At 48.8% G+C, this 13,839-nt stretch carries 13 protein-coding genes; 5 read left to right on the forward strand and 8 right to left on the reverse strand.

Annotated elements, in window-relative coordinates:
- Nucleotides 1-106 precede the first annotated feature (106 nt).
- Nucleotides 107-610 (forward strand): peptidoglycan L-alanyl-D-glutamate endopeptidase CwlK, encoded by a 504-nt coding sequence (cwlK, locus tag ACQE26_RS02800; protein ID WP_438421147.1) that lies wholly within the window; start codon nucleotides 107-109, stop codon nucleotides 608-610.
- Here cwlK and ACQE26_RS02805 read toward each other — a convergent pair.
- Complete coding sequence (locus tag ACQE26_RS02805) at nucleotides 607-1,965, reverse strand: YcdB/YcdC domain-containing protein (RefSeq protein WP_500470616.1); 1,359 nt, start codon at nucleotides 1,963-1,965, stop codon at nucleotides 607-609. The two genes, cwlK and ACQE26_RS02805, sit on opposite strands and share 4 nt — an antisense overlap.
- A 200-nt stretch (nucleotides 1,966-2,165) precedes the next feature.
- Complete coding sequence (locus tag ACQE26_RS02810) at nucleotides 2,166-3,566, reverse strand: YcdB/YcdC domain-containing protein (RefSeq protein WP_500470617.1); 1,401 nt, start codon at nucleotides 3,564-3,566, stop codon at nucleotides 2,166-2,168.
- A 128-nt stretch (nucleotides 3,567-3,694) separates the two neighbouring features.
- On the opposite strand from ACQE26_RS02810, the gene ACQE26_RS02815 reads away from it, so the two are divergent.
- Nucleotides 3,695-4,690, forward strand: coding sequence for a DUF5105 domain-containing protein (locus tag ACQE26_RS02815; protein WP_500470618.1), 996 nt, complete (start codon nucleotides 3,695-3,697; stop codon nucleotides 4,688-4,690).
- Between the two features lie 43 nt (nucleotides 4,691-4,733).
- Here the strand turns inward: ACQE26_RS02815 and ACQE26_RS02820 are convergent, their stop codons facing one another.
- From ACQE26_RS02820 to ACQE26_RS02835, 4 genes are all read right to left on the reverse strand, one after another.
- Nucleotides 4,734-5,666 carry an aldo/keto reductase gene (locus ACQE26_RS02820; RefSeq protein WP_500470619.1) on the reverse strand — a complete coding sequence of 311 codons (933 nt, stop codon included), beginning with the start codon at nucleotides 5,664-5,666 and terminating at the stop codon, nucleotides 4,734-4,736.
- Nucleotides 5,667-5,795: 129 nt separating this feature from the next.
- Nucleotides 5,796-6,866 (reverse strand): helix-turn-helix domain-containing protein, encoded by a 1,071-nt coding sequence (locus tag ACQE26_RS02825; protein WP_016936850.1) that lies wholly within the window; start codon nucleotides 6,864-6,866, stop codon nucleotides 5,796-5,798.
- A gap of 136 nt (nucleotides 6,867-7,002) precedes the next feature.
- Nucleotides 7,003-7,647 (reverse strand): lipase EstA, encoded by a 645-nt coding sequence (gene estA, locus ACQE26_RS02830; RefSeq protein WP_007409033.1) that lies wholly within the window; start codon nucleotides 7,645-7,647, stop codon nucleotides 7,003-7,005.
- A gap of 195 nt (nucleotides 7,648-7,842) precedes the next feature.
- On the reverse strand, nucleotides 7,843-8,958 hold the full coding sequence (locus ACQE26_RS02835; RefSeq protein ID WP_500470620.1) for a type II asparaginase: 1,116 nt from the start codon (nucleotides 8,956-8,958) through the stop codon (nucleotides 7,843-7,845).
- 176 nt (nucleotides 8,959-9,134) lie between these two features.
- Between ACQE26_RS02835 and lmrA the strand changes: the two genes are divergently transcribed.
- Nucleotides 9,135-9,701, forward strand: a complete 567-nt coding sequence (lmrA, locus tag ACQE26_RS02840) for a transcriptional regulator LmrA (RefSeq protein WP_016936853.1) — start codon at nucleotides 9,135-9,137, stop codon at nucleotides 9,699-9,701.
- Between the two features lie 37 nt (nucleotides 9,702-9,738).
- Nucleotides 9,739-11,178, forward strand: a complete 1,440-nt coding sequence (gene lmr(B), locus ACQE26_RS02845) for a lincomycin efflux MFS transporter Lmr(B) (protein ID WP_500470622.1) — start codon at nucleotides 9,739-9,741, stop codon at nucleotides 11,176-11,178.
- Nucleotides 11,179-11,212: 34 nt separating this feature from the next.
- Here lmr(B) and ACQE26_RS02850 read toward each other — a convergent pair whose 3' ends face one another.
- Nucleotides 11,213-12,340: an aminotransferase class V-fold PLP-dependent enzyme gene (locus tag ACQE26_RS02850; RefSeq protein ID WP_500470623.1), complete on the reverse strand. Its 1,128-nt coding sequence runs from the start codon at nucleotides 12,338-12,340 to the stop codon at nucleotides 11,213-11,215.
- A gap of 71 nt (nucleotides 12,341-12,411) precedes the next feature.
- Between ACQE26_RS02850 and pcp the strand changes: the two genes are divergently transcribed.
- Nucleotides 12,412-13,059, forward strand: a complete 648-nt coding sequence (gene pcp / locus ACQE26_RS02855; RefSeq protein ID WP_438421139.1) for a pyroglutamyl-peptidase I — start codon at nucleotides 12,412-12,414, stop codon at nucleotides 13,057-13,059.
- On the opposite strand, the gene tatC is transcribed toward pcp, so the two are convergent.
- Nucleotides 13,056-13,784 carry a twin-arginine translocase subunit TatC gene (tatC, locus tag ACQE26_RS02860; RefSeq protein WP_500470625.1) on the reverse strand — a complete coding sequence of 243 codons (729 nt, stop codon included), beginning with the start codon at nucleotides 13,782-13,784 and terminating at the stop codon, nucleotides 13,056-13,058. The genes pcp and tatC overlap by 4 nt on opposite strands.
- Nucleotides 13,785-13,839 lie beyond the last annotated feature (55 nt).

Here is a 13,839-nt window from a genome sequence, read left to right on the forward strand (position 1 = left end):
TTGCCTCCTTCCTCCGGCTACTAATTATGTTATATTTTATCATAGCAAATTTATAACAGTGAGCAAACAAAGATTTTAACCAATTAAAGAAAGAGAGTATTCCGCCATGAGATTACCAGCCAGAATAGCGCTGATTTTCATCCTCTTCTTTTCCGCAGACCTATGTTTTTCCTATGTGCAGAAAGAACTGAGGCCGCAAACGGCATTACAGGAAAGAGACATACCAAGCGATCTTCATCCGCTCGTTAAACAGAATGCGCAATTATTGCAGACGGCCGCACTGAAAAAAGGCATCACCGTCATTATCACAGAGGGTTTCAGATCAATTGAGGAACAAAACGAATTGTATCGTCAAGGACGTTCAAAAAAAGGAAACATCGTCACCTACGCAAAAGGCGGAGAATCATACCACAATTACGGCCTTGCCATCGACTTTGCCCTGCAGAAAAAGGATGGCAGCCTGATTTGGGATATGACGTACGACGGAAACCGAAACGGCACGCCCGATTGGCTTGAGGTCGTATCGATTGCCAAAACGCTCGGTTTTGATTGGGGAGGCGATTGGAGAGGCTTTAAAGATTATCCTCATTTACAAATGATCCCTGGCTAATAAAACCTTTTCTTTTTTCGCTTTTGCGCATCAATATACGGAGGATATACAGGCCTGTACACAAGCTTATACCCTTCACTGCCGGACGGCGTAAAATCGCGCTGCCATTCCAGCCGCAGATGGAAATCAGATAAAAAAGCGGCCTTTGCTTCTTCAAGGGTAACGGCCGGCACCGGATTGATCCGCTCCAGCTGCTCCGGATCAATATCAGGCGCCATGTAAGCTTCCACAAGCCCGGTTACGGGACTGACAATGATCCTCGCAGCGCCGAACCGGAGCGGAATATCCCGATACCATACGGAAAAATGGAAGCGGAACCGGCCTCTGCCGTCCGTTTTCAGCGGATTCATTTTAAAAAACTCGTCCGCTCTCGGATAAAGCTTGTATAAAAACTGAAGTGCGGCTTCCTCACACTCTTCTGCTGAATAAACGGCCGGGCCCGCATGCTCAATAAAAGACTTAAAGGCCGTCATTTTCCCTGTCTTTTTGTCCGTTTTCATCTTCATTGTATTTTTGTTGCTGCTTTCAAAATAGCTTTCTATACTCAAATCTTTCCGTTCCGGAACTGACCCTTTCCGCCATGTCGTTCCGATCTCATCTCCGAGACCGCGGCGGCGCGTCTGAATCATATCCGCGGTAAACCCCATCAATTCATAGAGGCTGGCTTCCCCTTTATGTTTAAGCGCGGGAAGCGGTTTTGCCGGTTCGTTTCTCTCTTCGCAAAGCGGCTGATCCGGAACGATTTCATCTTCTCCGGCAGGATAGCTGTAGGCCGGCAGGATCGGTTCATAGACGAGACGCGGCGTTTTCTCAAAATTGACAACGTCATAGACGAGACTGAATGACAGCCCGCTCATATAATGCGAGATCACTTTCTCCTGATCGACGAATGTTTCCGGGACGGGCGCTTCACCCTTATCCCCATAATAGATAAACTGCACGACGAAGCCGCTCTCGGTTACATCAACGAAAAAACCCGAATCGGGAAGCGGCCTGCCGAACACTTTTTTTGTATAGTTAAAACGGATGCACCCATTGCGTTCTTCCCTCGCCTGAAAAGTGAAGTTCATAAAAGTAAGCGGACGGTGTCTGGCCGCAAACCGAAGAGCCGTCAGCTTTAATTCGGCATCTGACAGCTGAATGTCTGAATCCGGACGGTCATTGCGCGAATATGCAAGCAAAGATCCATCGCCGCCCAGCTCAATCGTTACCGTTTTGTCCGGATGGTTACGATCTTTCCATATATAATAGGCTCTCGTTTTTTGTTTTTCATCAAAATCTTCTATTTCAAGCTCATAGTGCGGCGGTATGTTCCCGATCTCCAGCGCTTTTTTTCTCAGATGTTCTTTCAGCAATGGGGTCATCCTTTCAGAAGAGTGTATAAAAAAGAACTGTTTTTTATTATATAAAAACGGCCTTATCCTTTTAAAGGGAAGAAAGTGCCTTTTATGTGTCTATTTTTAGCAAAGAGGGAAAACAGCCGTATTCAAAGCGGCTGTTTTTCATACAAATGTCACACTTCCCGCAAAAGCCCCGGGACGAACGCCTATGACCTTCAGCCTATTAAACTCATAATCGCTTCTCCCGTATGAGCCTCAATAAACCGCGGGAAAACCGGCTTGTATACGAGCCGGTACACATTTCTGCCGCTGTCGTCATCGTAACAGCGATCCCAAGCAAGCTCGGCTTTGATATTCCGGCGGATCGCGTCCTTCGCCTCTTCCATTGTCAATGAAGGAACGGGATCGATATGATCAAGCTCTTTCGGATCAATTTCCGGCGGCATATATACAGTGACAAGACCCGTCTTTTTGCTGACACAGATTCTCCCCTCTCCGAATCGCAAATCAACGCCGCCCGAACAAGCCTTATATGTAAGTCCCACGTTTTCTCCTTCATCATCCGGTTCATCATATTGAACCCGGAAATACTGATCCGCTTCCGGAAACATGGCAAATAAAAAGCGGATGGCCGTGTGATGGCATTCTTCCTCGGAAAACGCCGGTTCGCCTTCACTTTGTATAAATGACATCACCCCGGTGAGCCGGCCCGATTCTTTATCATGCATTGTTTTCAATACGTGTTCAATCCGTTCTTTGAACAGACTTTCTAAACTTTTATCTTCCCGTACGGATTTTGTTTTTTCTGGACGCCAGGCAATGCCGATGCGGCCGTCTCCAAGATCAGTTTCCCTCTCTTTATAAAAACCGTCATGCAGCCCGATCATGTCATTGATGCTCAGCTTTTCCGCTTCAGGTGCAGGGCGTGAAATCGGGACATACGGCCGCATGTCGTCTTCCAGCTCTTCATACTCTTCTAATTCTTCATTCTCTTCCTTCAGGTCAGCCGATATCGGCCGCGTCGGAGACACGATTTCATAGACGAGATGGGGCTTGTCATCCCCCTGCACATAGACGGACTGATGCAGTACGGCGAACAATAGCTCAGCTTCTATTTGTTTGACAAAGTGATCCAATGCATCCCGCTTGTCCGCAATTGTCCCGGGTCTTAACAGCTCATCCGCCCTCCCATGATAAGAAAAGCCGGTTACTTCCCCTGTCACAGCCAGGTCGATGTAAAACCCGGTCATCGGAAGCGGCAGACCGTCAGCCATCTGAACATAGGAATATCTCACATCACCATCATTTACGGAGCTTTTTTTCTCCAATTCGAACTCAGCCAACGCCCCCGGACGATGGGTTTCTACAAACGCCCGCATCCGTTCTTCTATGTCCGATTCCGAAAGAGGCGGCAGATCAGTCCGGAAAGCCGGACGGGATAAGGATTTCAGTTTTCCGCCCCCGTCCAATTCGACCATGATGCCGGCTTCCGGATCATTCTTGTCTTCCCACCAAAACAGAACCTCATCTTCCTGGTATTCTTCCACATTACTCTCGTAGCCTGCAGGTACGTTTCCGATTCTGAGAGCCAGCTGTTTCAATTCTTCTTTTTTCATCATAACACTTCCTTTTCTTCCAAAAAGATTCATGATTACCAAGACTATTTTAAACAAATCTAGTATGATTAACCTGCCTTTCTTCATGACTATTGAATCAACCATTACAACAACAGGGGGTTAACCAGATGTCCATCAAAAAAATGAGCGCCGTGTTTTTCATTTTGCTTCTCACGGCATTTACCGCCGCATGCAGCAGCGAAACGAGCAGCGGCCAGGAAAGCGGCACGGCGAAAGTGAATATAAAAAATACGGCGTGGGCCGCTTCAGAGGATGCCGAACATCCGGCCGCGCTTAAAATAACGGTCACCGTCAAAAATACGGGCAAAGACCCGCTTACCGTCAAAAGCAGCGACTTCTCGCTTTATCAGGATGACGCGAAAACAGCGGCGGCCGATAAGGAAGACCAGATGCAGAGCGGCACGCTTCATGGGGGCAAGACAGTGACGGGCAATCTGTACTTCACGGCTGACGAAGGCAAATCATATGAATTGGTATATCAGCCGCAGGCAAAAGACGCGAAGCCTTTATCTTATAAACTGAAAGTCAAAGGCACAGCCTCAAAAGCAAAACCTGAACCGGCGGACGCATTATCCGCATACATTGATGTGATGCTGTACGGCAAGCACAATAAAGATTTCACCCGCCTGACCGGTGTAAATGAAAAAATGACGGCCGCCGCATATCAGGAATCGGCGAAAGCCAGCTTTATCGCTTCAGCAGGCATTTCACAGGAACAGGCGGATTCAAAAGCCATTTCCGCTATTATTGACGCCATGTCATCAGCCCTGCGGGATAACACAGAGCTCAAGGTGCATACCAAATCCATGTCAGGCAAAAAAGCCGTCCTTGAAGCCAATGTGACGCCGCTTGATATGTCTCCGCTTGCGGGCCGGCTGCAAGACCGCGTGCAAGACTATGCCGGAAAGCACCCCGATGCTGATGAAAACGAAATTGTCAGCCACCTGCTTTCTGTCTATCCAGAAGAGTTTATGCGCCTGAAACCGGCTTCTTCTTCAGTGACAAAAGAAATTGAAATGAAGAAAAATGCCCGCGGCCAGTGGTATCTGGATACAGATGCCGATCTGGAAGGATTGACGGAAGCGTTTTTGAAAACGTCCTGACAACAAGAAAGGAAATAGCGCAGGCTATTTCCTTTTTTTATTTTCACTTAAAGATGTCACTGATATATTGAACCTCGTCCTCGGTTAACTGCACATCAAGCGCGTCCAGATTGTGTTTCAGCTGGTCAGGGCGTTTGGCTCCGGGAATGATCGCATCCACCGCAGGCTGCGACAGAAGCCACGCGAGTGCGATATGCGCTGTCTGCACGCCTTTTTCTTCAGCAACGGCCCGCATCTTATCCACTCTCTCCAGGTTTTGGTGAAAAGCTTCTCCTTGAAAAGGCGGCCTGTTCTTTCGGCTGTCCTCAAAGACTGTGTCTTTTGTAAACTTTCCCGTCAGCAAGCCGGAAGCAAGCGGGAAATAAGGAATAAAGGAAATGCCGTTCTTTTCACAGTAAGGCAGCAGATCGCGCTCCGCCTCACGCTGAATCAGTGAATATTCCGACTGAAAAACCTCTAAATAGCCGTCCGCGTTAAACTCCTGCAGTTGCCGGAAGCTGAGATTGGACGCGCCGATTGCTCTGATTTTCCCTTCGTCCTTCAGTTCTTTTAACGTGCCCGCCACCTCGGACAGCGGTGTTTTTCCGTCAGGGAAGTGAACGTAGTACAGATCAATCACATCTGTTTTCAGCCGCTTTAGGCTTTTTTCCGCCTCACTTCGAAGAAATTCACGGCTGTTGTCCAGTTCGATCTGCCCGCTGACTTCTTTGTGCGCGCCCTTTGAGGCAATGACGAGGCTGTCCCGCACGCCGCGCTCTGCGACAACTTCACCGATTAACTCTTCTGACCGCCCCAAACCGTATATAAACGCCGTATCAATAAAATTGACGCCGCCATCCAATGCTGTGCGGATGAGTTCTTTTCCCGTTTCATCATTGAGATTTGGAAACAGATTATGTCCTCCGACCGCATTTGCGCCAAAGCCGATACGCTTTACCCGTAAATCCGTCCTGCCGAGCGTACGTGTTTCCTCCATGGCCCAGGTCCCCTTCCTTTTATACCTCTGTTTAGTATTAGATAGACGGTTAGAATTATCCTGCCTGAGAGCCTATCTACAGAAAAAACCTTGAAAAGCGTTTGCCCTTCAAGGTTTTTTTGCCGTGTATTAAGATGTCAGAGCTGCGGCGAAGCGTTCGGCTTCATCCGTGAGAGCACCCTCGATTTCCTTATAACGGCTGGAAATCGTTGAGGCGCTGACGCCGTACTTCTTCGCCAGCTTCGCTTGAGAAACGGACGCGCCGTTCAGAGAAATGCTGTTTACATAATATTCGACCGCTGCCGCGAAAGCTTCCGGCTTTCTGATTGTCGGTGCTTTTTTGACACAGAACGTTTTCCACAGATCAATAACGGCCGGAACCAGCTCAGCCGGGTATTCATCCCCGCTCAGGCCTTTTTCAATGGCGTCTGCCGTTTCCTTCTCCATGTCGTTTGCCCACTCTGTCTGTTTTTCTTCAGCAGCCTGCTCAGGCTCTTCTGCAGTTCCTAAAAGAGCGGCCAGCACAGTGTCGAAGTTTTCCTCCATAAAGCGCTCAGGCGATTTTCCTTCCGCAAGGGCCGGGGCCGCCGCCTTTTTCACTTTGCTGATCAAAGCTTCGGTCCGCTTCACAGGGAAGATCGTAAATTGCATGAAGAACTCCGCTTTTTCCGCTTCGTGGATCGGATAGCCGAGAATCAGGCTTCCCTCCGGCGGAAGATCCTGCTGGCTGACGTCCATTTCCACTTTGAATTGTTTTTTCGTCATCACATCTTCAAAGTGAATCATTCCTTCTTTCACATCTTCAAGCACCATAACCGCTGGTGTCATGCTTTTCCATGATTCAACGATTTCCCTTGTTTTCGGACGGTTGATGCCGCCGGCTTTTTTCTGAAGGTATTCTTCAAAAATCGTCTTGCCGCCTGCCAGCGGTCGGAAGAAAATCCCCCAGATACCGAGGTTGAAGACTCCGATGTCTTTTGTCTGTCTGTCCAGCTCCGCAATGAACTCGTGCTGGTTAATAAATGATGATATGCCGTCTCTATGTGCTGTAAAGGCGTACTCCATTAGGCTTTCCTGAATCTGTTTCGCTTCTTTTGCCGCGATGTCTGCCGGAATGGCTGCTGCTTTACTTCCGCAGCATTTTTTATATTTCTTCCCGCTGCCGCATGGGCAAGGGGCATTTCTTTTCACTTTTCCCACAATAAACCCTCCGAATTCTGATATAACTTTATTATTTTAACAAAAATAACTTCAGAGAGCTTGGTTTACGGCTAAAAAAGAATTTGGAAGAAAAAAAGGCCCCGGGAGTTTCTCTTTCTCCGGGGCTTTGAAACAGTTAATTTGTATTTTGTCCGCCGCCGTTCAGACCTTCTTTAATCAGCCCGTTTACTTGGCTGTTCATTAAAAGTCCGATGTGCCCGACACCGTGAATCTGCACGTTTTTCCCGCCGATCAGCCGTGACAGCGGGTTCAGGACGATTAAGTCCGCTGAGCTGTAAATCGATGTATATAGAATCTTTTGGTTCGGATCAGTTCCCGGAAGCGCTCTGTTGGTCACAAGGCCGTTCGCTCCGCCGAGTGTGACGACGTTTGCGATTTTGTCCCCGCCGTCAAGATTTTTAATGTAATAGAGCGTGTTGGCGCCGCCCATGCTGTGCGCGACGATATCGACTTTTTTCGCGCCTGTTTCGCTGAGCACTTTTTTCACGTAATTTGACAGTCTCGGTGCATTGTGTCTGTTGTTTCCGGTTTTGTCCAGAAAATCAATGGCGTACATCTCATTTCTTGACCAGCCTTGGGATGCCAAGTACGTTTTGATTCCCGCGAAGTTAAAGGACGCCCCGCCGATTCCATGGACCATGACAACCGGGTTATGCTCTGAGGAGGCTTTCGATACGGTCGGCTGGAAGGCAAATACGGAAATGACGGACAGCATGCAGACTGTAAGAATCGCTAGGATTTTGCTTTTGATTTGTTTCATGAACTTTCCCCCTGTTATGTAATTTTTTGCAATTTTCATTCTATTAGAGAAGAAAAGGAAAAAATAGAGTATTTTTTCCTGTTTTCAAAAATTGAAAAAGAGGCGGAAAAATGAGAAAGACGCCCCTTTCCCAAAAGCACACTTATGCTTTAATACGGCAAACAAAAAAAGGAGAGAACACCTGGTGCTCTTCTCCTAGTACTCATTGAAATAGGTTTGAATCCGCTTAGGGTCATGCGTTTTTGTCAGCGCAAGCATCAGCAGAATCCGCGCTTTTTGAGGGTTGAGAGAGTTTGAAGCTGTCAGATGGTCTTTCTCATACTCTCGATTAGGTGTTACCGCCCCGTTTCCCGTCCTTGTGGAGCGGACGACCGCCAGCCCGCTTTTGACCGACTTTACGGCGCCTTTCAGCGCCGCATCAGACATTGAGCCGTTTCCCGGACCTGCAAAAATAATGCCTTGCGCTCCTGATTTTGCGGCGGCTTCAAAGAGATAGCTTCCGTCATTTTGATAGCCGTATATAATATCGACCTGCGGCAGTTTATCAAGTTTATCGATCTGGAAATCTGTATCCTTCGTATGCTTTCGGGTCATGATGTTATTAAAATAGACGTCATCAGCAATCGTACCGATATAACCCATTTCTTCCGATTTGAATGTGTCGGTCGCGGTTGTATTGGTTTTTGTCACATATCGCGCCGAAGCGATTCTGTCATTTAATACGACAAGCGTCCCCTTGCCTTTCGCATCAGGCGCAGCCGCGGTTTTTACCGCGTTATATAAGTTGGACGGCCCGTCAGCTCCGATCGCCGTGGACGGCCTCATTGACCCGGCGACAACGACGGGTTTGTCACTTTTGACCGTCAGATTGAGAAAATAGGCGGTTTCCTCAAGTGTGTCTGTTCCATGTGTAATGACAATGCCGTCTGTATCATCAGACTTGAGCAGCTTGTTTACCCGTTTTGAAAGTTTCAGCAGGGTCTCATTATTCATATTCTGGCTGCCGATATTCACAATCTGTTCTCCGCTGACATGCGCGACCTCCTTCATCTCCGGAACGGCCTGAATCAGGGCATCAACTCCGATTGCCCCTGCGGTGTACTCCGTGGCGGACGTCTTTGAAGGAGCAGCCCCTGCAATTGTGCCGCCGGTGGCAAGAATTTTAATCTTCGGCAGTCTGTCTTTTTTTGCTGAGGCTGCGGCTGCCATCTGGTGCGGTGTTTCTTTCGCCTGAGGAGATTGGGAGCAGCCGGCCGCTATGAAGAATAGAGCCGTGATAAATGTAATGAATGGCATGAATTGTTTTTTCATTCTTTTCTCTCCTTTTCTTTATTTATGAAGATTTCCCTCTCATCGGTCAACGCGCTTGTCAGGCAATCTTCCGAAGAAAATAACTGTAAAAATCCTTGACACCATCATGGGAAATCAAGATAATAGACCAGTCACTATATTTTAAATTTGTCATCAATCAGTAAGGTGGGAACATTATGAGTTATGGAGATTCTCGTGAAAAAATCCTCGCTGCGGCAACCAGGCTGTTTCAGCTTCAGGGGTATTACGGCACGGGACTGAATCAGATTATTAAAGAAAGCGGCGCGCCGAAAGGTTCTCTTTACTATCATTTTCCGGACGGCAAAGAGCAGCTCGCCATTGAGGCTGTCAAAGAAATGAGCCATTATATCCGTATGAAAATAAAAGAAAGCCTTGATGCATATCCCGACCCTGCGGAAAGCATTCAAGCGTTTTTACAGGACTTATCAAGCCAATTCACATGTCCGGAGAATTTCGAAGGGTTTCCTGTCGGTTTACTGGCTGCCGAGACGGCTTTAACGAGCGAAAAGCTCCAGCAGGCCTGCCAATGCGCTTATCAGGAATGGGAGAATCTGTTCGCCGGCAAATTGAGATCAGCCGGTTTTTCCGATGAGAAAGCGGCGGAAATCAGCACTGTTTTAAATGCCATGATAGAAGGCGGCATCATTTTGTCTTTAGCAAAAAAAGACAAAATGCCGATCATCCATATTTCCAAACAAATCCCCAACCTGCTGAAGACATAAAATACAAGAGACATGTTACGTATAGAAAGAGAGGAGAATGATTTTGGAAAACGCTCAGCCTTCCAAACAATATAAAGTTATGCCGATCATGATTTCTTTGCTGATGGCAGGATTTATCGGCATGTTCAGTGAAACGGCGCTGAATATTGCCCTGACCGACCTGATGAAGGAGCTGCATATCACTCCCGCGACCGTCCAGTGGCTGACGACGGGCTATCTGCTCGTTCTCGGTATTCTTGTCCCGGTTTCAGGTCTGCTTTTGCAATGGTTTACGACGAGACAGCTGTTTATCGTTTCACTCGCTTTTTCCATTATCGGCACGCTGATTGCAGCGCTTGCGCCGAGCTTTCCGTTTCTTTTGGCGGCAAGAATCGTGCAGGCTTTAGGAACCGGACTGCTGCTGCCGCTGATGTTTAATACGATCCTCGTCATCTTCCCGCCGCATAAGCGCGGAGCTGCGATGGGGACGATCGGGCTTGTCATCATGTTCGCTCCTGCGATCGGTCCGACATTTTCAGGGCTTGTGTTAGAGCATTTGAACTGGCATTGGATTTTCTGGATTTCCCTGCCGTTTCTCGTCTTGGCTCTTTTATTCGGCATCGCCTACATGCAGAACGTATCCGACATTACAAAGCCGAAAATTGACGTGCTTTCCATTATTCTGTCTACGATCGGATTCGGCGGCATCGTCTTCGGTTTCAGCAATGCGGGCGAAGGATCAGGCGGCTGGTCAAGCCCGACGGTTATCGGTTCGCTTACTGTCGGTGCGATCGCGCTCATTTTATTCTCCATCAGGCAGCTGAAAATGAAGCAGCCGATGATGAATCTGCGCGCTTTCCGCTATCCGATGTTTATTCTCGGTGTCGTGATTGTATTTATCTGTATGATGGTTATCTTATCAACAATGCTTCTCTTGCCTATGTATTTACAAAGCGGATTGCTGCTGACGGCGTTTACGTCCGGGCTCATCCTGCTTCCGGGCGGTATTTTAAACGGCTTTATGTCTCCGATAACGGGACGTCTGTTTGATAAATACGGGCCGAAGTGGCTTGTCATTCCCGGGTTTGTCATCACGGCCACCGTGCTTTGTTTTTTCTCAAACATTAACGGCGCTTCAACGGCGCTTCTGATTGTCGCGCTTCATACATGCCTGATGATCGGAATTTCCATGATCATGATGCCGGCGCAAACGAACGGCTTAAATCAGCTGCCGCCGGAATTTTATCCGGACGGAACAGCCATTATGAATACGCTCCAGCAGATGGCCGGCGCAATCGGCACTGCGGTGGCGGTCAGCATCATGGCTGCCGGCCAGAAGAATTATATGAGCACCGCGAAAAACCCGAATGATCCTTCCGCATACTCTCACGCGCTGATTGCGGGCGTCCAGCACGCCTTTATCTTCGCGATGATTGTCGCCGTTATCGGTCTGATCAGCGCTTTCTTTATGAAACGGGTCAAAGTGAATCACTCATAAGAAAACAGCAGACTCCCCGCGGGTCTGCTGTTTTTTATATCATGAGCGCTTCAGCCAGTTCATCAATCGCACAGATAAGGTCATCTGCTGTGTTATAGAAATGAGGCGCCAGCCGGATGATTTGTCCGCTGGGTGCGCATACGATGTTTTTCCGCTTCAAAAGCGCAGCGGTCTCCGCCGCTTTTTCATCCCGTATGGAAATCATGCCGGGTCTGTCATCGGCAGACGGCGGGCCTGTGAGAGTCAGTCCTTTTTCAGAAGCGTATTCATACGCAAATGCGCTGAGTTTTTTTACTTCCCGATGAATGCGGTCTGTGCCGACATCGTTTAAAAGGGATAAAGCCGCCTGTGCCGCATATATGCTGATAAATGCCGGGGTTCCGGTCTCAAAGCGTTTGGCTCCGTCCGCATAAGAAAAACCGGTCAAATCCAGCATTGACTCCCCCTGCTGTCCGAACCACCCGGTGACTTTCGGCTTCATCCGTTCGGCAAGTTCCTTTCTGACATAAAGAAACGCCGTTCCCGGTATGCCGAGCATATACTTTCTCGCGCCCGCAGCGAGCATATCAACTCCCCATTCTTTTACATCAATCGGGATGTGCCCCGCCGATTGATAAGCATCGACAAAAAGAAGCGATCCCTTCTTTGCGGATATCTCGGCAATGCGCTTCATATCCTGGACAAAACCGGATGTATAGGACACATGCGGAACGCAGGTGATACGCGTCTGCTCCGTGATATACGTTTCATAACGCTCTAACGGGATCATTCCTTCTTCAGACGGGATGACTGAAAGCTCCATCTCAGTCTGCGCCTTCAGAATGTGGGCGATTGCCGGAAAATCCAATTCCGTATACACCGCCTGCTTCTTTCGGCAATCCGGTAAAGCTGAGACGACGGCAGAGGCGGCAGCCGTTACTGAAGGTAAAATGGCGATTTCTTCAGGCTGAGCGCCGATTAATTTCGCAAATTCACACCTTGCCTGCTCCGTGCGGCCCATGGCTTCATCCCAGTTTCCGCCGTTCTGAAGCAGGCTTTCCTGGTAGTCATTGATCGCTTTTGAAACCGGCCGGGCAAGAGCGCTTTGGGAGCAGCTGGCGAGCATCGTATGTGTGCGGAGCGCCGGAAATAAAGATCGGTATGGCACCAGAGACGAATTCAAGACATGTTTCCCCCTTCGGCAGGAATATATGTCCATTATAGAGTATGGTAAAAAGAAAAGGAGGGTTTATGATGGAGAAAAAAGTATTGCTGACAGGCTTCGACCCCTTCGGCGGAGAAACGGTCAATCCTTCATGGGAAGCGGTCAAACGGCTGGACGGTATCGCTGAAGGCCCCGCTGCTATCGTATCTGAACAAGTGCCGACCGTTTTTCATAAGTCCCTTGCCGTGCTGCGGGAGGCAATCAAGAAACATCAGCCCGACATTATCATCTGTGCCGGACAGGCAGGCGGCAGAATGCAGGTCACGCCGGAACGGGTCGCGATCAACCTGAATGAGGCGCGCATACCGGATAACGAAGGGAATCAGCCTGTCGGGGAAGACATTTCTCAAGGCGGTCCCGCGGCCTACTGGACCGGCCTTCCGATCAAACGGATCGTTGAAGAAATAAAAAAGGAAGGCATTCCCGCGGCTGTATCCTACACGGCGGGGACGTTTGTATGCAATCATCTCTTTTACGGGCTGATGGATGAAATCAGCCGCCATCATCCGCACATCCGCGGCGGATTTATTCACATCCCGTACATTCCGGAACAAACCTTGCAGAAGTCCGCGCCGAGCCTCAGCCTGGATCACATCACAAAAGCGCTCAAAATCGCCGCGGTGACCGCCGCGGCGCATGAGGACGATATTGAAACCGGCGGAGGCGAGCTCCACTAAGCGGCTGACGCCGTCTCGGCCCATTTCTTCTTTCGGTAAACGATGCGAGACAGCGTCACACTGATTTCATAGAGGACGAGCAGCGGAATCATGACGAGAAAGTCAGACATAAAATCCGGCGGCGTAATCAGCACCGAGACGACGATCAGCACGAAATACGAAAGCTTCCTCGCCTTTGCCAGCCGGGATGGGTTCACGATCCCGAGCCGCGTCAGAAACATGACAGCCAGAGGCATTTCAAACAAAAACCCGAACGGCAATGTCATGTTAAGCATAAAAGTAAAATACTTGTCCGCCGTAAATACCATCTCAAAATGGCCGGCGGATAATTGTGTTAAAAATCCGAGCACAATCGGAAACAGCACAAAATACCCGAAGGAAATTCCGATAATAAACAAAACTGAGAGCCCCGGAATGTAAAGCAAAGCGGCACGGCGTTCAAACGGGGTCAAAGCCGGCGCCGTAAAACGCCAGAGCTGAAAGGCGGCAACCGGAATCGTGGCCGTAATGGCGCATATTCCCGCAATCATCATATACACCCATAAAATCTCGCTCGGCCCTAAAACAGCCAGCCTTCCATGCAAATCCTTGATCAGCCAGTCATAAATATCCTGCACAAACCAGCATGCGCCGATAAAAAACACGAGAAAGGCGATAACGGTTTTAATGAGACGCTGCCGGACTTCCTCTAAATGCCCGATCAAGTGGGTTTCTTTTTTATCCAATCGTACATCCTCCTTATATCAAAGAAGGGGCAGAAGCGGATCACTGCCCCCGTGT

It is taken from the genome of Bacillus sp. 5RYD7K (assembly GCF_059831465.1).